The sequence below is a fragment of the Solibacillus sp. FSL R5-0691 genome (assembly GCF_037974225.1).
In the GTDB taxonomy this organism is placed as follows: domain Bacteria; phylum Bacillota; class Bacilli; order Bacillales_A; family Planococcaceae; genus Solibacillus.
This window is the reverse complement of the sequence record NZ_CP150231.1, coordinates 2293301-2310344: the sequence shown is the minus strand read 5'-3', so window position 1 is coordinate 2310344 and position 17044 is coordinate 2293301. Positions and strand designations below refer to the sequence as shown.

Sequence of the window (17044 nt, the reverse complement as noted above, 5' to 3'; positions counted from 1 at the left end):
TGTCGAACTTTGTTAGACTTACATTAGAATAATTCTAATTTAACAATATAAATTTCTTTTCCGAAAAGATTTCATCTTGCACACTCTGTGACAAGATGTATTTTTCTGAAGTTAGGGTATAGATACAAAGATTTAAACATTTACTGACAATTTTAAAGTCGTTTTGGATTTAATTAAATACGTTTAGTAAATACTTTCAAAGCATGTTCACAAACTAAGCTAGAATCATGCTGTCATTATGTTACAATAAAAACTATGAATTAGAACGTGTGAGGTGTGGAGGTTCATGCATACATTAGTAGTAGGCCTGAATTATAAAACAGCGCCAGTAGAAATTCGTGAAAAGCTCTCATTTATCGAATCGGATCTTCCGAATGCTATGGAAGCGCTGCAAAAACAAAAAAGCATATTGGAAAATGTAATAATCTCTACTTGTAACCGTACTGAAATTTATGCGGTTGTCGATCAATTACACACTGGTCGCTATTATGTTAAGCAATTTTTGGCGAACTGGTTTAACATACCGATGGAACAATTTGAAGATCACTTATTCATCCGTGAAGAAGATGAGTCATTAAACCATTTATTCCGTGTAACGGCTGGTATTGATTCCATGGTGCTTGGGGAAACGCAAATTTTAGGACAAGTAAAGAAAAGTTTTTTACAAGGTCAGGAAATTGGGACAACGGGTACAGTTTATAACCAATTATTTAAACAGGCCGTAACATTCGCAAAACGCGCGCATAGTGAAACAGCGATCGGGGAAAATGCTGTTTCGGTTTCTTATGCTGCCGTGGAGCTTGCCAAAAAAATCTTCGGTTCTTTAAAAGATAAGCATGTAGCCATTTTAGGCGCAGGGAAAATGGGGGAGCTTGCGATTCAAAACCTGTACGGAAATGGTGTAGGAAAAGTAACAGTGATTAACCGTACATTTGAAAAAGCTCAAAATTTGGCGTCGAAGTTTGACGGTGATGCGAAAGCGATGAATGAGCTGCAATGTACGCTGCTGGAAGCGGATATTTTAATCAGTTCAACTGGGGCTACTGACTATGTCATCGATTATGACTTGATGAAAGATGTAGCGAAATTCCGTAAAGGCGATCCGTTATTTATGGTCGATATTGCAGTACCGCGAGATTTAGATCCGCGTATTGGCGATGTACCGAATGTATTCCTGTACGACATTGATGACCTTCAAGGAATTGTACAAGCCAACTTGGCAGAACGGGAACGTGCGGCAAATGAAATTAACACGATGATTCAAGAGGAAATCATTCAATTTAAAGATTGGTTTAATACACTTGGTGTCGTGCCTGTCATTTCTGCTTTACGCAAAAAAGCGGCATCTATTCAAGAAGAAACAATGATGAGTATCGAAAACAAAATGCCGAATTTAACGGAGCGCGAACGCAAAATTTTAAACAAGCATACAAAATCGATTATTAATCAGCTCTTGAAAACGCCGATTCTACAAGCAAAAGAACTTGCAAACGAGAAAAATGCGGAAGCACAGCTTGCTTTATTCCAGCAAATCTTCGGGATTGAAGACGAAGTGCAGCAAGAAGTACAGCAATTACGCCCGGAAGTAAAAAACAGTGAAACAGCAAAAGAGGCAACATTAAAACCAGGTTTCTCTTATTAATTGAACAATAGCCAATAGACATTGAGCCTTATTGAAGCACTTTATTCAAATAAATCATAAGCGTTTTCGTATCTATATGGTAAAATTATAGATAGCGAAAGCGCTTTTTTAGTAAGTTTCCATCAGGAGAAGGTGCATATGACAGAAATGGTAATGACAAGATTATATGAGCTCATGATCATTCTCTATGGGCTCTGTATCGTACTCTATTTTACAGACTACCTTTATAAAAATATGAAATTCAGACGTGTAGCCTTCTGGTTTGTTTCCATCGTCTGGGTATTGCAAACATTATTTATCGTCTTATTTATCATTGAAACGAAGCGATTTCCGATTTTGTCGTTGTATGAAGGGGTCTTCTTTTATGCATGGCTCTTAACGACGCTTTCGATTATCCTCCATTGTATAGTACGAGTTGATTTACCGGTGTTTTTTATTAATGTATTGAGCTTTGTCTTTATGACAATTCATTTATTTGCACCGCAAACTAATGATCAGATTGTCAGTGATTCATTAGTTTCAGAAATGCTGTTAATCCATATCAGTTTTGCGATTGTGTCATACGCCGCTTTTTCAGTTGCGTTTGTCTTCTCGCTGCTGTATTTAATTTTATATCGCATATTAAAGCAGAAAAAATTAACGAATTTATGGTCACGATTGCCAAGCCTGCAGCAAATGGTTAAGTGGATTAATTTATCGACCATTATTGGTATTCCATTGCTGTTAATAAGTTTAATTTTAGGGTTAGAATGGGCATTTTTAACATTAGAGGATGTTTCCGTTTTCGATGTGAAAATTTTAGGCTCGTTTATCGTATCGATTGTTTACTTAATTATCTTTTTGCTGCATCGGAAAGGAAAGTTAATCGGCATGGTATATGCACAGGTGCATATCTACTTATTTTTACTCGTTGTCATTAATTTCTTCCTCGGCAGCAAATTATCAAATTTCCATCTGTGGGTTTAGCAGAATAGAAAGGTCGGAGTAACGTGAGAAAAATTATTGTAGGATCTCGAAAAAGTAAATTAGCATTAACACAAACAAACTGGTTTATTAATGAATTGAAAGAAGCTGGCGTACCATTTGATTTTGAAATTAAGGAAATTGTAACAAAAGGCGACCGTATTTTAGATGTACAGCTTTCTAAAGTTGGCGGTAAAGGTCTATTCGTTAAAGAAATCGAACAAGCTCTTTATGATAAAGAAATCGATTTTGCGGTGCATTCGATGAAAGATATGCCTGCTGTATTGCCTGAAGGACTGATCATCGGCTGTATTCCACCTCGCGAAGATGCACGAGATGCCTTCATTTCAAATGGTCATGTGAAATTTGCCGATCTGCCAAAAGGTGCAATCGTCGGAACGAGTTCATTACGCCGCAGTGCACAATTATTACAGGCACGTCCAGATCTTGAAATTAAGTGGATTCGCGGAAATGTCGATACTCGCCTGAAGAAACTGGAAACAGAAGATTTCGATGCCATTATTCTAGCTGCAGCGGGGCTAAAACGACTTGGCTGGAGCGATGATGTCGTAACGGAATATTTAGATGCAGATATTTGCCTTCCAGCTGTTGCGCAAGGTTCCTTAGGAATTGAATGCCGTGCGGATGATGCGGAGCTGCTTGAACAACTGGCAAAATTAACGGATGAAACAACATGGACTACTGCACATGCAGAGCGTTCATTTTTAGCTGCAATGGATGGCGGCTGCCAAGTGCCGATTGCCGGCTATGCTACAGTTGATGGCGGAACGATAACTTTAACAGGTTTAGTGGCAGCACCGGATGCTTCTGTATTTTATAAGGAAACATTAACAGGGACTGATGCGGATGCAGTGGGTAAAGCAGTTGCCGCAAAATTAACTGAGCAAGGTGCCTTTGACTTAATTCAAAAAGTAAAGGCTGAGTTAGATGCCGAGTAATGCGCTCTTAGGAAAAACATTGATTATTACAGGATCGAAGGTTGTAAGGTCAGTAGAGCAATTGATTGAGCAACATGACGGGAAAGTTTATAATTATCCATTAATCGAGACAGTAGAAAAGGTTTCGAAGGAAGATGAATTCTATTTTCGTCAATTACCTGCATACCAGTGGCTCATTTTTACAAGCCAAAATGCGGTGAAAAACTTTATCGATAAATGTATCCGGCATGAACAGTCGATTCCTGTAACAATGAAAATTGCGGCTGTCGGTGAAAAGACTGCTGCTTTATTACAGGAGCACGGCTATGAAATTCATTTTATGCCGACTGTTTACAGCGCGGATGTATTTGTGAAGGAATTTTCGATGAAGCCAGGGGAACGGGCATTGTTTGTCCGTGGGTCGTTGGCAAAAAAGACGATTCATGAAGGTACCGGTGCAGATGAATGGACCGTTTATGAAACACGTCCTTGCAGAAAATATTTTTCGCAGTTAACACAGTGCCTGCTGACAGAAAAACATCCGATTGTAATATTCGCCAGTCCTTCTGCGGTAGATATTTATGCTGAGCATATTGTGCCGCATGTAGATTGGCAAAGTGTGAAATTTGCATCGATTGGTCATGTAACAACAGCAGCCCTTGAGAAATACGGGGTTGAGCCAATAGTGCAACCGAAAATCTATACGATGCAAGCTGTAATTGAACAGCTCATCCTGGAGGAACAGACAAAATGACAGAACTTTATTTCCAACGTCACCGTCGCTTACGTCAAAATGCAGCGATGCGTGCACTCGTAAAAGAAACGTACCTACAAAAAGAAGATCTTATTTATCCGTTGTTTATTATTGAAGGGAAAAATGTAAAAAACCCGGTAAGTTCAATGCCTGGCGTGTTCCAATTATCTTTGGATAACTTGGCTGCGGAAGTGGATGAAATTGTAGAATTAGGCATTCGTGCGGTATTGCTTTTCGGTATTCCTAAAGAAAAGGATGCAGTCGGTACTGGTGCTTTCCATGATCACGGCATCGTACAGGAAGCGACACGTTTAATTAAAGAACGTCATCCAGAGCTTCTTGTCGTAGCAGATACGTGCTTATGTGAATTTACGGACCACGGTCATTGTGGTGTCATTGAAGGAGATCAAGTATTAAACGATCCTTCACTTGATGTGTTGGCACGTACAGCCATTTCCCAAGCGAAAGCCGGTGCTGATATCATTGCACCATCGAACATGATGGACGGGTTTGTAACAGCGATCCGTGCAGGATTGGATTCAGCAGGGTTCCAGCATATTCCGATTATGTCCTATGCGGTGAAATACGCTTCTAGCTATTACGGTCCATTCCGTGAAGCGGCAGAAGGAGCACCACAGTTCGGTGACCGTAAAACGTACCAAATGGATCCTTCCAATCGAATGGAAGCGATTCGTGAAGCAACTTCGGATGTTGAAGAAGGTGCAGATTTCCTAATCGTGAAACCTGCATTGGCATATATGGATATTATCCGTGATGTAAAGAACAGCTTCCCATTACCTGTTGTGGCGTACAATGTATCAGGCGAATATTCAATGGTAAAAGCAGCTGCACAAAATGGCTGGATCGATGAAAAAGCGGTAGTAATGGAAACATTACTAGGTATGAAGCGTGCAGGTTCCGATTTAATCATTACTTATCATGCAAAAGACGTCTGTCGTTGGTTGGAGGAAAAATAATATGCGTAGTTATGAAAAATCAAAAGCAGCATTTACAGAAGCGGTTGATTTAATGCCGGGCGGAGTAAACTCTCCTGTACGTGCATTCAAATCAGTAAACCTTGATCCGATTTTTATGGATTCGGGCAAAGGTGCAGTCATTAAAGATATCGATGGCAATGAATATATTGACTATGTACTGTCATGGGGTCCTTTAATTTTAGGACATGCACACCCGGAAGTTGTTTCGGCTATTCAGGAACAGGCAGCTAAAGGCGCATCATTTGGTGCACCTACTGTTTCGGAAAACAAATTGGCGAAGCTTGTCATGGATCGTTTGCCTTCAGTGGAGATGATTCGTTTTGTATCATCAGGCACAGAAGCAACAATGTCTGCACTTCGTTTAGCGCGCGGGTTTACAGGACGCGATAAAATTTTGAAATTTGAAGGTTCATATCACGGTCATGGGGATTCACTGCTTATTAAAGCAGGTTCAGGTGTAGCGACACTTGGTTTACCTGACTCACCGGGTGTTCCGGCTGATATTGCGAAAAATACTTTAACAGTTGCCTACAATGATCTGGAATCTGCAAAATTAGTATTCGAAAAATTCGGTGCCGATTTAGCCGCAGTTATTTTAGAACCGGTTGCTGGGAATATGGGTGTTGTTCCGCCACAGCCAGGTTTCCTTGAAGGTCTGCGTAAACTGACTGAAGAAAATGGAACGGTTTTAATTTTCGATGAAGTTATGACAGGCTTCCGTGTAGACTATGGCTGTGCCCAGGAATATTACGGAATTAAACCTGACCTTACTTGTTTAGGTAAAGTAATCGGCGGAGGTTTACCGGTTGGTGCATTCGGCGGTAAGCGTGAAATTATGGAGAAAATCGCGCCTGCAGGTCCGATTTATCAAGCAGGTACATTATCAGGTAATCCGCTTGCCATGACAGCCGGCTATGAAACATTAAGCCGCCTGAACAAAGAATCATATGAATACTTCCGCAAACTGGGAGACCAGTTGGAAGAAGGTTTCCGCGCGGCAGCGACAAAATACAATATACCGCATACAGTGAACCGTGCTGGCTCAATGATCGGTTTCTTCTTCACAAATGAAGATGTTATCGATTTTGATTCTGCGAAAAGTTCGGATTTAGAGCTGTTTGCAGAGTACTTCAAACTAATGGCCGAAGAAGGCATTTTCCTGCCGCCATCACAATTTGAAGGACTGTTTATTTCGACGGCGCATACGGAAGAACATATCGCAAAAACAGTTCAGGCATTCCATATTGTCTTTGAAAAATTAGCGAGATAATCTCATAAATAAATCATAAATTCCCTTTCTATGCATAATGTAAGCGTAGGGAGGGGATTTTTTATGCAACAGTGGGAAATGAAAGAAACATTTACATTTCCAAAGCAATTAGGAAATGTTCAAGAGAATTCTAAAATAGTAGTAGAACCAAAATGGCATGAAGAGATTAGCGAAGATTCCGTTGTAGTAAGAGGCATTTATGTTGTAAAAGGAAATATTCAATTTGATCACGTAGCACGCGAGGAAGATGTTGAGGAAGGCATCTATATCGAACATATGGATATTGAAAAAGACCAAGGTTATTTCGAATACGCCCTGCCTTTTTCAGTAGATTTTCCGAATGAGGATATTGAAGCTGTTTCACTTCGCATAAATGATATCAAAGTGGAACCGAATAATGGCTACTGCTCATGTAGCTGGGCTGTCCATTGTGATGTGGAAAAGAAAGTACAAGCAATTCCTGAAGTAAAAGAACCGGCACCAGTGAAAGAACCGGCACCAGTAAAAGAAACCGTTGTGGAACAGCCAATCGTTGCCGAACAGCCTGCAGAAGAAGTACAACCCCGACTTCAAGCGGAAAAAGAAGTAGAGTCTACGCAGATGGCCCAAACCGTCCCGCATGAGCTTGATTTCCTGGAACAGTTGGCCGATGCATATAGCCGTGTGCAAATACAATTGAAAAAATAAATAAATGTTCCGTAAGATTGACCCTTACGGAACATTTTTTTGATTTAAAATTTTAAATAAAATCTGTGAGCAATAAGTAAGTGAATAAAATTAGAATGGCCAGCAATAATATATCACCCGTTGTCGGAAGGAAGACCGTTCGGATCGCCTGAAAGATCGTAATCGGCAAAATACAATGGCGCATAAAGAAACGGAATTTCCGCAGCCATGGAGGCAATAAATATGGATTGTAGTTTTTTCGCAATGTCCAGACTCCTTTTGCATAGTATATGTGAAGAGCGCAAATAACGTGTTAAAGTATATTCTCCATTCGTGCTTGATATTTCATAAAAAACAGCTTAAAATAAAGTGCAACTATATAATTGAAGCGAAGATTAGGAAGAGTACGTATGAGTTTGATGGCAAGAGAGGAAACGGCAGCTGAAAAGTTTCTCCATCAACCATGCAGAAGGTAGCCTAGGAGCTGACTTAGTGAACTAATAGTAGCTAGGATCCGGTTGAACACCGTTATCGAATGAAGTGCCGATTGGGCATTGCAACGCCGCAGAGTACTGCATGCACGTTTCATTTAAAACAAAAATCTAAAGGAAGTGTTGTCAGGTAGAATAATGCGTGCGCTTGACTAAACCCGACCGGAAATAAAGGTGGTACCGCGAATTAACTCCCTCGTCCTTTTTTAAGACGAAGGGAGTTTTTTGATGTCCAATAATAAGTTGACAAAGGAGAGATTCATCATGTCGGAAATTACAATGCCAACAAAATATGATCCGCAACAAACTGAAGCCGGCCGCTATGAGTGGTGGTTAAAAGGCAAGTTTTTCGAAGCGGATCCAACAAGCGAAAAGGAACCATATTCTATCGTTATCCCACCGCCAAACGTAACAGGTAAGCTGCACCTTGGCCACGCTTGGGATACAACATTGCAAGATATTTTAATTCGTATGAAACGCATGCAAGGGTATGATGCGCTATGGTTACCAGGTATGGACCATGCGGGTATTGCGACACAGGCGAAAGTTGAAGAGAAATTACGCGGTGAAGGGATTTCCCGCTATGATCTTGGCCGTGAAAAGTTCCTTGAAAAAACATGGGAATGGAAAGAAGAATATGCTTCACACATCCGTGCACAATGGTCGAAGTTAGGTTTAGGTTTAGACTATTCTAAAGAGCGTTTCACACTTGATGAAGGTTTATCGGATGCGGTAAAAGAAGTATTTGTTAAATTATACGAAAAAGGCTATATTTACCGCGGTGAGCGTATTATTAACTGGGATCCGGCTGCCAAAACAGCCCTTTCAGACATCGAAGTAATCCATAAAGAAGTAGAAGGTGCATTCTACCATATGGAATACCCGCTTGCTGATGGTTCAGGTAAATTACGCGTTGCCACAACTCGTCCGGAGACAATGCTTGGTGACTCTGGTGTAGCTGTACACCCTGAAGATGAGCGCTATGCACACTTAGTAGGAAAAACAGTTATTTTACCTATCGTAGGCCGTGAAATTCCTATCGTTGCAGATGACTACGTAGATATGGAATTCGGTACAGGTGTTGTAAAAATGACACCGGCACATGACCCGAACGACTTTGAAGTTGGGAACCGTCATGACCTGGAACGTATTTTAGTTATGAACGAAGATGGTACAATGAATGACCTAGCCGGTAAATATGCTGGTATGGACCGTTTCGAATGCCGTAAGCAAATCGTTGCTGATCTACAAGAAGCAGGCGTATTAATCGAGATTGAGCCACATGTACACCAAGTAGGCCACTCTGAGCGTACGAATGCTGTTGTAGAACCGTACCTTTCTAAACAATGGTTCGTAAAAATGGGCCCACTTGCGGAAGAAGCACTAAAAATGCAGGCGGATGAAAACGAAAAAGTTAACTTCGTACCAAACCGTTTTGAAAACACATATAACCGCTGGATGGAAAATATCCATGACTGGTGTATTTCCCGTCAATTATGGTGGGGACATCAAATTCCGGCTTGGTACAACAAAGAAACAGGCGAGCTTTATGTAGGTAAAGAAGCCCCTGAAGATGCTGAGAATTGGACACAGGATGAAGATGTTCTTGATACATGGTTCTCATCTGCTTTATGGCCGTTTTCTACAATGGATTGGCCAAATGAAGAATCTGAAATGTTCAAGCGCTATTACCCGACAAATACATTAGTAACAGGCTATGACATCATCTTCTTCTGGGTAAGCCGTATGATCTTCCAAGGGAAAGAATTTACAGGCGAGCGTCCATTTAAAGACGTTTTAATCCATGGTTTAGTTCGTGATGCTGAAGGACGCAAAATGTCCAAATCACTTGGTAACGGGGTTGACCCGATGGATGTAATCGACCAATACGGTGCGGATTCACTGCGTTACTTCCTTGCAACAGGTTCATCACCAGGTCAGGATTTACGTTACTCTACAGAAAAAGTAGAATCGACTTGGAATTTCGTAAACAAAATCTGGAATGCATCTCGTTTTGCATTGATGAACATGGAAGGCCTGACATATGAGCAAATCGACTTAACAGGTAATCTTTCAACAGCCGATAAATGGATTCTGTCACGCTTGAACGAAACAATTGACCGAGTGACTACATTATCTGATAAATACGAGTTCGGTGAAGTAGGCCGTGAACTTTATAACTTCATTTGGGATGACTTCTGTTCATGGTATATCGAAATGGCGAAATTGCCATTATACGGTGAAGACGAAGCAGCTAAATTAACGACTCGCTCAGTACTTGCTCACGTTTTAGATAACACGATGCGTTTACTGCACCCATTCATGCCTTTCGTAACAGAAGAAATTTGGCAGCACTTACCGCATGAAGGAGAGTCAATTACAGTTGCTGCATGGCCGACTGTAAATCCGGCGTTCAACTTCACTGCAGAAGCAGGAGATATGCAGCTGTTAATGGATATTATCCGTGCAGTACGTAATATTCGTGCAGAAGTGAATACACCAATGAGCAAAAAAGTACCGATGACAATTTCAGCGAAAGATGAACAAACATCGGCAGTACTTGAAGCAAACAAAGGCTATATTGAAAAATTCTGTAACCCGGATGGCTTAACAATCGGGGCAAATCTTGAAGCACCAGCACAGGCGATGTCTGCAGTTGTTTCAGGCGCAGAAATCTTCATGCCACTTGCAGGCTTAATCAATATCGAAGAAGAAATCGCACGTCTTGAAAAAGAGCTCGACAAATGGGCGAAGGAAGTAAAATTAGTTTCCGGAAAACTATCGAATGAACGATTCGTTTCAAAAGCGCCGGAAGCATTAGTAGCGACAGAACGCGAAAAACTTGCGGACTATAAAGCTAAATACGCAACAGTTGAAAAACGCATTGCAGAACTGAAAAATATGTAATGCCAAAGAGAGGTACCGTATAACGGTGCCTCTTTCTTTTAATTCAGCTATAATAATACTTATTACATATACATTTAGCCGTATTAGGGAGAGAACATAATGTTTCAAACGATGGAGCAATGCACAGATTTTATATTTAAATTAAAAGCAAGCCAATCTAAAGGTGAGCCATTACAGTCAGCGAAGATCATCCTCGATGCGCTTGGCAATCCGGAACAAAAAACTAAATTTATCCATTTTGCCGGCTCCAATGGCAAAGGTTCAACATTAAATGCAACAAGGGAGATTTTTATGGAGCATGGCTTAACGGTGGGTGCCTTTATCTCTCCGCATCTTGAGCGTGCAAATGAACGGGTGACAATCAATAAACAGCAAATTTCAGATGAAGACTTTTTACGAATTGCAAATGAGCTTGCGGAAGTTATTGAAAATAAATTGGACGGGAAATTCCCGAGCTTTTTTGAGTTCGTGACATTGCTTGCCCTAAAATACTTTTCAGAGCAGCAGTTGGATATCGCATTGCTGGAAACCGGTATTGGCGGGCGTTTGGACTCGACAAATGTTGTGACGCCTGAAGTAAGTGTCATTACAACAATATCGCTTGAGCATACGGATATGCTCGGGGAGACATATGCCGAAATCGCCGCAGAAAAAGCCGGGATTATTAAGCTAGGTAAGCCGGTCGTTGTCGGAGTGAAAAATGCCGAAGCGCTCGCGGTCATTCGGCAAACGGCAGCACAGCTTCATGCTCCAATCTATACATTGGGAGAACACTTTCATGTGGAAAATCAAAAAGGTACCTATTTTGATTACCGTGGAAATGTCATGATCGAGGAAATTGAGCTTGCGATGGCAGGGGAACATCAAATGGCGAATGCCGCGCTTGCCATTACGGCAGCAAAATTATACCTCGCGTCATTTAATGCGCAAAAAGTAAGGTTGGCCTTGCAGCATGCGAAGTGGGAAGGCCGTTTTGAAAGAGTGCGCCCCAATATAATTTTGGATGGAGCTCATAATTCGGAAGGGACGACAGCGCTCATAAATACATTAAAGGAAACGGCACCACAGCATAAAGTGAAGTTTGTGTACGCGGCATTACAGGATAAGGACCATGGTGTCAGTATAAATTTAATGGATGATGTCGCATCGGAAATGCACTTCACACAAATTAGCTTGCCGCGTGCGGCGACAGCAAAGCAGCTATATGAGCAAAGCGCACATCCAAATAAGTTTATGCATTCGGACTGGCAGGAGCTAATTGAAAAAGAGATGAATCATTTGGCTGAAGATGAGCTGCTCGTTATTACCGGGTCTTTATATTTTATCGCTGAAGTGCGCAGTTATTTTGCAGAGAGAGGTTGGATTTCATGATTCCGTTACTGGATGTATACAAAGAGCGTTGGCAAGTGGAAAGTGAACGAGCGATCAAGCCGGGTTTGGATGCTATTGAATCCGCGCTTCGTCTGCTTGGACAACCTGAAAAACAGCTGAATGTAGTTCATTTAGCAGGAACGAACGGTAAAGGTTCAACACTCGCTTTTATTGAAGGGATGGCACGAGAGTACGGGTTATCAGTCGGGAAGTTTATGTCGCCTTGTATTGTAGATGTTCATGATCAAATCCAGATTAATGGCCGTTCCATCACAAATGAGCAGATGGACAGGATGTTTCAGCAGTTGGCAAAAGCCGGACTTAGCGGAAGACTGACGGACTTTGAGCTATTAACGGCTGTTGCGCTTTTATACTTTGCCGAGCAAAAGCCGGACTTAGTGTTAATCGAAGCAGGTATGGGCGGCAGGGAAGACAGCACAAATGTGGTGACACCGATTGTCTCGGTTGTCCCGAGCATCGCTTTGGAACATACGAATTTTTTAGGCAATACATTAACGAGTATCGCGTATCACAAAGCCGGAATATTGAAAGAGAACCGTCCAGCGGTCATAGGACAGATGACAGACGAGGTTACCGAAGTTTTCGAAAAGGAAGCCGCTCAGAAAAATGTGCCGTTATTCAAGTTCGGTACCGACTTTTTCATTTCAAAAAATGAAGAAGAGGCATACATATATCCGCTACTGCAACTAAACATTACGGACTTGCACCGTCAGTTATTAGGGCAACACCAAGGACTTAATATGGCATTGGCCATTACAGCATTTTTGGAAGTGTTAAAGAAGTTTGAATTGCCGATAGATGATCAAAAGATCCGCACGGGTGTGAATAATGCAAAACTTGCCGGGCGTTTTGAACAAATCCGACCGAACCTATATTTTGACGGAGCACATAATCCTGCTAGTATCCAGTCATTGATCGATACGGTAAAAGAACATTTTCCCGGGAAGCGAATCGAGTTTGTCATCGGTTTACTTGCGGACAAGGATGTTAAAACAATATTGCAGTTATTGGAAGAAGTCGGGGATGCTTTTTATTTCGCCAATATTCATAATGAACGGGCAATGCAGGCAATGACTCTTTACGATCATAGTCAGGCGATGGAAAAACATATCGTTGATGACGTAAATGAATTTTTACAGGGCCCAGTACTAGGTGAAACCGTACGGATTGTTACCGGTTCGCTTTATTTACTGAGTGAAATTCGACGAAATATGCAATGAATACTTAATGACCAAACTTGGTAAAAGCTTGTATATTGCGATATAGGGCTATTTGAAAGAACATAAGCGGGCTGCAAATAAAGAAGAATAATAGCGAAAACTTTTTAGAAGGAGGCGACAGCAGTCTCCTCTTTTTTTATCGTTATTTTGCTATGGTTGTATGAAAAAGAGATGGAGCTGTGGCAACGATGAAAGCTTTAAGGAATAATGCCATTTTTCAAGCAATGTTCATTGGAAGTATTACAGGGCTTGCTGGCGTCATACTATTTGTTTTTATACTGCAACTACCTTCAACAACCGAAGAAGCTGCAGAAACAATCCCGACAACTGTTCAAACACCTGAGGAGCAGCAAGTACAGCAAGAGTATTTTGCATTGCAGCATGGTGTTTTTTCAAATTTTGATAGTGCAGCACAATTTTTGGGGACTTATCCTACATTGAATAAAGCCGCCGTCGTTAAGGTGGGCGAACAATATTTTGTCTGGTCACGACTGGATACTGAAAAAGTGGAAACGGCATTAACGATAGTGCCGACAGGTTTTTATAAAAAAATTACGATTGCGAGCAGCTGTCCGAATCCTGCAGAACTGCAGCTGCCGGTTACATTGAAAGATTCAAAACTGTTCTCGACAGAAGAGACAGAATCAGTTGACAAACAACAGGTGCCGGAAGACTGGCCAGGAGTAATGACCGAAGTTTCAAAGCTTTCCACGAATCCGAATGTTGTTCGTCTCCATATGTTTATAAATTATTTTGAGAGTCTTGATTGCTTGAAAGTGTCATTTTAATCGGTGGAAACTTCAAGAAATCGTGTTTTCTCATATATAGAAGTGGAGTTGGCTGTTGTTCAAATTTCCTTTTCTCAGTTACTATAGAGTGTAGGAGGATTGGAAATGAATTTTACTACTAATGAACAACTTATATTAGCTTCTGCATCACCACGGAGAAAGGAATTGCTCCAAATGCTGAACGTCCCGTTTGAAATTGTGACAAGTGATGTTGTCGAAACAAGTGTCACTGGCGATACGGTTCATGAATATGTGACAGAAGTGGCATTATTGAAAGCGCGTGATGTGGCTAAAAAATGTCCTGGCCATTGTATTATCGGAGCGGATACAATTGTTGTATTTAATGACCAAATACTGCACAAGCCAGTTTCGGAAGAAGAAGCTATAGAGCATTTAACGAAACTTGCAGGAAAACGGCATGAAGTGATGACTGCTGTAGCTCTGATTTTACCGGATGGAACTGAGCATACATTTGTTGAAGTCACATCGGTGCTGTTTAAAGCTATTTCCCCGCAGATGATCAAGGCCTATGTTCAGACGGGAGATCCTTTTGATAAAGCAGGCGGATACGGAATTCAGACGAGTGGCGCCATGCTCGTTGACCGTATTGAAGGCGACTACAATAATGTCGTCGGTTTACCGATTGCTACATTAGTGCAAAAAATGCTTACATTACAACTACTAAAACTACCATTTTAGGAGTGATGTAAATGACGGTCCAACAACCGTTATTAAATATGAAAATCCATGACGTGCATGAAGCGGACCGCCCGCGAGAACGCCTCATCCGCCAAGGCGCAAAAAGTCTGTCGAACCAGGAGCTTATTGCTATATTGCTCGGTACCGGAACAAAAAGAGAGTCTGTATTGACAGTAGCCAATCGGGTATTGATCAACTTCGAGAAATTGCATAATTTAAAGCATGCAACACTTGAAGAAATGACCGAGATTAAAGGGATTGGGGAAGCGAAGGCAGTTTTGCTGCTTGCTGCGATCGAACTGGGAAGAAGACTCGCATCCAAAGATTTGGAAGAGCGGTTTACAATTCGCTCGCCGGAAGATGCAGCTACCTTCTTAATGCAGGATATGACGTCATTACAGCAGGAACATTTTGTCTGTCTTTTTCTTAACGTAAAAAATCAGGTGCTCCATAAGCAAACCATTTTTGTTGGGAGTTTAAATGCAAGCATCGTCCATCCACGGGAAATTTTTCGCGAAGCTGTAAAACGTTCCGCTGCTTCTATCATTTGTTCCCACAACCATCCAAGCGGCATCCCGACCCCAAGCCCGGAAGATATCGATGTCACGACAAGACTTTATGAAGCCGGTAAAATAGTCGGAGTCGATTTGCTCGACCACGTCATCATTGGCGATCATCAGTTTATAAGCATGAAGGAAAAAGGATATTTCTAGGTAACTGGACAAACGTAGAAATTTTATAGAGAAAGTTCAATAACTCTTATAAAAGAAACGAATACTTTATAAAATTGATTGGAATGGAGGGCGACTCCAGCGGGAAAAGCACGACGCCTGAGACTACAGGCTCAGGCCGTGCCCGCGGAAAGCGTCCCGGAATGGAAATCATTAATACGGACAGTGAAAAAACACCATTTTTTCTTAAAAAGAAAAAATGGTGTTTTGAATTATGTCTCATGATTGTAGTTATTTTATAATTAGGAATTATTACATTGCGATAACAATTATTACGGATTTAAAAATTCGTCGACAATTTTCGCAATCGCAACTTTTATCTGTTATATTCGTCATAAGTATGTGGCGATTTTGTTAAATCTTACATATTAATTTTATTTGTCTCGTAACGCAAATAGAAATACAATAGTAAAGTAGTGTTGCAGAAAAAAACATTCGACAAAAGTCGCGATTCGGTGCTAGTAACACTATAATTTTTTGATGGAATTCGTTATAATAGAGCGTATGATTTTGCTAGCATCATAAATTAGAAATCGTTTTAATAAGAAAGGGAGTACTTAATTTGTTTGGATTAGGGAATAAAGATGTCGGGATCGATCTTGGCACAGCTAATACATTAGTATTTGTAAAAGGTAAAGGAATTGTATTACGTGAACCTTCAGTAGTCGCGAAAAATACAAAAACAGGCGATATTGTAGCAGTCGGAAATGACGCAAAAAATATGATCGGTCGTACACCGGGTTCTATCGTGGCTATCCGCCCGATGAAAGATGGCGTTATTGCTGATTTTGAAATTACAACAGCAATGATCCAATATTATTTAAAAGAAGCAATGAAAGCATCAGGGTCTAACTGGAAGAAACCGAATGTCATGATTTGTGTGCCATATGGTATTACTTCAGTTGAGCAACGTGCTGTTATTGATGCAAGCCGTCAAGCGGGCGCAAAAGAAGCATTTACAATTGAAGAACCATTTGCTGCGGCAATCGGTGCAAACTTACCTGTATGGGAGCCAACAGGTTCGATGGTAGTTGATATCGGTGGCGGTACAACTGAAGTTGCTGTTATTTCTCTTGGCGGTATTGTAACAAGTGAATCAGTACGTGTTGGTGGTGATGCAATGGATCAGTCAATCATTGCCTACATCCGTAAAACATATAACTTAACTATTGGTGAACGTACGGCGGAAAGCATCAAGGTTGAAATCGGTACGGCACGTGCTGAAGGACCTGCTGAAACGATGGAAATTCGCGGACGTGACCTGTTAACAGGTTTACCAAAAACAATTGAAATTACATCAGATGAAATTTCAAAATCATTACATGAAGCAATCGTAGTAATTTTAGATGGCGTTAAGAAAACATTGGAACAAACACCACCTGAATTATCTGCAGACGTAATGGAGCGCGGCATTGTTTTAACAGGCGGTGGTGCATTATTACGCAACTTAGATAAAGTAATCAGCGATGAAACAAAAATGCCTGTATTTATTGCTGAAGATCCGTTGGATTGTGTTGCAATCGGTACGGGTAAAGCATTAGACAACATCGCTTTAATTCGCGCGCAACAATTGAAGTAAGGAGGA

At 41.1% G+C, this 17044-nt stretch carries 15 protein-coding genes and 1 other annotated feature; of the genes, 14 read left to right on the top strand and 1 reads right to left on the bottom strand.

All coding sequences use genetic code 11. The annotated features are described in order from the left end of the window. The first annotated feature begins 286 nt into the window (after positions 1 to 286). From hemA to MKY51_RS11625, 7 genes are all read left to right on the top strand, one after another. A complete protein-coding gene (gene hemA, locus MKY51_RS11655) occupies positions 287 to 1642 on the top strand; it encodes a glutamyl-tRNA reductase (RefSeq protein ID WP_339172223.1) in 1356 nt (451 codons plus the stop codon). A 138-nt stretch (positions 1643 to 1780) separates the two neighbouring features. Then, positions 1781 to 2608 (top strand): cytochrome c biogenesis protein CcsA, encoded by an 828-nt coding sequence (ccsA, locus tag MKY51_RS11650; protein ID WP_339172221.1) that lies wholly within the window; start codon positions 1781 to 1783, stop codon positions 2606 to 2608. Positions 2609 to 2631: 23 nt separating this feature from the next. After that, positions 2632 to 3564, top strand: a complete 933-nt coding sequence (hemC, locus tag MKY51_RS11645; RefSeq protein ID WP_339172219.1) for a hydroxymethylbilane synthase — start codon at positions 2632 to 2634, stop codon at positions 3562 to 3564. After that, positions 3554 to 4297 (top strand): uroporphyrinogen-III synthase, encoded by a 744-nt coding sequence (locus tag MKY51_RS11640; protein WP_339172218.1) that lies wholly within the window; start codon positions 3554 to 3556, stop codon positions 4295 to 4297. Before hemC ends, MKY51_RS11640 begins: the two co-directional genes overlap by 11 nt. Continuing rightward, entirely contained in the window at positions 4294 to 5274 is a 981-nt protein-coding gene (hemB, locus tag MKY51_RS11635) for a porphobilinogen synthase (RefSeq protein ID WP_339172216.1), read from the top strand. Before MKY51_RS11640 ends, hemB begins: the two co-directional genes overlap by 4 nt. Before the next feature lies 1 nt (position 5275). Then, complete coding sequence (hemL, locus tag MKY51_RS11630; protein WP_339172213.1) at positions 5276 to 6565, top strand: glutamate-1-semialdehyde 2,1-aminomutase; 1290 nt, start codon at positions 5276 to 5278, stop codon at positions 6563 to 6565. A 63-nt stretch (positions 6566 to 6628) separates the two neighbouring features. After that, positions 6629 to 7252, top strand: a complete 624-nt coding sequence (locus tag MKY51_RS11625; RefSeq protein WP_339172210.1) for an alanine racemase — start codon at positions 6629 to 6631, stop codon at positions 7250 to 7252. 52 nt (positions 7253 to 7304) lie between these two features. Here the strand turns inward: MKY51_RS11625 and MKY51_RS11620 are convergent, their stop codons facing one another. After that, positions 7305 to 7496, bottom strand: coding sequence for a hypothetical protein (locus tag MKY51_RS11620; protein ID WP_339172208.1), 192 nt, complete (start codon positions 7494 to 7496; stop codon positions 7305 to 7307). A 117-nt stretch (positions 7497 to 7613) separates the two neighbouring features. After that, positions 7614 to 7929 (top strand) — a binding site (T-box leader). A 57-nt stretch (positions 7930 to 7986) separates the two neighbouring features. Here MKY51_RS11620 and MKY51_RS11615 point away from each other — a divergent pair. The 7 genes from MKY51_RS11615 (at position 7987) to MKY51_RS11585 (ending at position 17038) form a co-directional block, all read left to right on the top strand. Continuing rightward, positions 7987 to 10629 carry a valine--tRNA ligase gene (locus MKY51_RS11615; RefSeq protein ID WP_339172205.1) on the top strand — a complete coding sequence of 881 codons (2643 nt, stop codon included), beginning with the start codon at positions 7987 to 7989 and terminating at the stop codon, positions 10627 to 10629. A 99-nt stretch (positions 10630 to 10728) separates the two neighbouring features. After that, the gene (locus MKY51_RS11610) at positions 10729 to 12000 is read left to right on the top strand and encodes a folylpolyglutamate synthase/dihydrofolate synthase family protein (protein ID WP_339172203.1); all 1272 of its coding nucleotides are present in this window, start codon (positions 10729 to 10731) and stop codon (positions 11998 to 12000) included. After that, positions 11997 to 13241, top strand: coding sequence for a folylpolyglutamate synthase/dihydrofolate synthase family protein (locus tag MKY51_RS11605; RefSeq protein ID WP_339172201.1), 1245 nt, complete (start codon positions 11997 to 11999; stop codon positions 13239 to 13241). The genes MKY51_RS11610 and MKY51_RS11605 overlap by 4 nt, the downstream gene beginning before the upstream one ends. 188 nt (positions 13242 to 13429) lie before the next feature. Continuing rightward, positions 13430 to 14029 carry a translation initiation factor 2 gene (locus MKY51_RS11600; protein WP_339176623.1) on the top strand — a complete coding sequence of 200 codons (600 nt, stop codon included), beginning with the start codon at positions 13430 to 13432 and terminating at the stop codon, positions 14027 to 14029. A gap of 105 nt (positions 14030 to 14134) precedes the next feature. Continuing rightward, entirely contained in the window at positions 14135 to 14728 is a 594-nt protein-coding gene (locus MKY51_RS11595; protein ID WP_339172199.1) for a Maf family protein, read from the top strand. A gap of 11 nt (positions 14729 to 14739) precedes the next feature. After that, positions 14740 to 15441, top strand: a complete 702-nt coding sequence (gene radC, locus MKY51_RS11590) for a DNA repair protein RadC (RefSeq protein WP_339172196.1) — start codon at positions 14740 to 14742, stop codon at positions 15439 to 15441. 580 nt (positions 15442 to 16021) lie between these two features. Then, positions 16022 to 17038 carry a rod shape-determining protein gene (locus tag MKY51_RS11585; protein WP_079528052.1) on the top strand — a complete coding sequence of 339 codons (1017 nt, stop codon included), beginning with the start codon at positions 16022 to 16024 and terminating at the stop codon, positions 17036 to 17038. The last annotated feature ends 6 nt before the right edge of the window (positions 17039 to 17044 follow it).

Coding starts and splice junctions, on each gene's coding strand:
- MKY51_RS11615 (WP_339172205.1), top strand. CDS start 7,987: ATGTCGGAAATTACAATGCCAACAAAATATGATCCGCAACAAACTGAA.
- hemA (WP_339172223.1), top strand. CDS start 287: ATGCATACATTAGTAGTAGGCCTGAATTATAAAACAGCGCCAGTAGAA.
- MKY51_RS11595 (WP_339172199.1), top strand. CDS start 14,135: ATGAATTTTACTACTAATGAACAACTTATATTAGCTTCTGCATCACCA.
- hemB (WP_339172216.1), top strand. CDS start 4,294: ATGACAGAACTTTATTTCCAACGTCACCGTCGCTTACGTCAAAATGCA.
- MKY51_RS11625 (WP_339172210.1), top strand. CDS start 6,629: ATGCAACAGTGGGAAATGAAAGAAACATTTACATTTCCAAAGCAATTA.
- MKY51_RS11600 (WP_339176623.1), top strand. CDS start 13,430: ATGAAAGCTTTAAGGAATAATGCCATTTTTCAAGCAATGTTCATTGGA.
- radC (WP_339172196.1), top strand. CDS start 14,740: ATGACGGTCCAACAACCGTTATTAAATATGAAAATCCATGACGTGCAT.
- ccsA (WP_339172221.1), top strand. CDS start 1,781: ATGACAGAAATGGTAATGACAAGATTATATGAGCTCATGATCATTCTC.
- MKY51_RS11605 (WP_339172201.1), top strand. CDS start 11,997: ATGATTCCGTTACTGGATGTATACAAAGAGCGTTGGCAAGTGGAAAGT.
- MKY51_RS11640 (WP_339172218.1), top strand. CDS start 3,554: ATGCCGAGTAATGCGCTCTTAGGAAAAACATTGATTATTACAGGATCG.
- MKY51_RS11610 (WP_339172203.1), top strand. CDS start 10,729: ATGTTTCAAACGATGGAGCAATGCACAGATTTTATATTTAAATTAAAA.
- hemL (WP_339172213.1), top strand. CDS start 5,276: ATGCGTAGTTATGAAAAATCAAAAGCAGCATTTACAGAAGCGGTTGAT.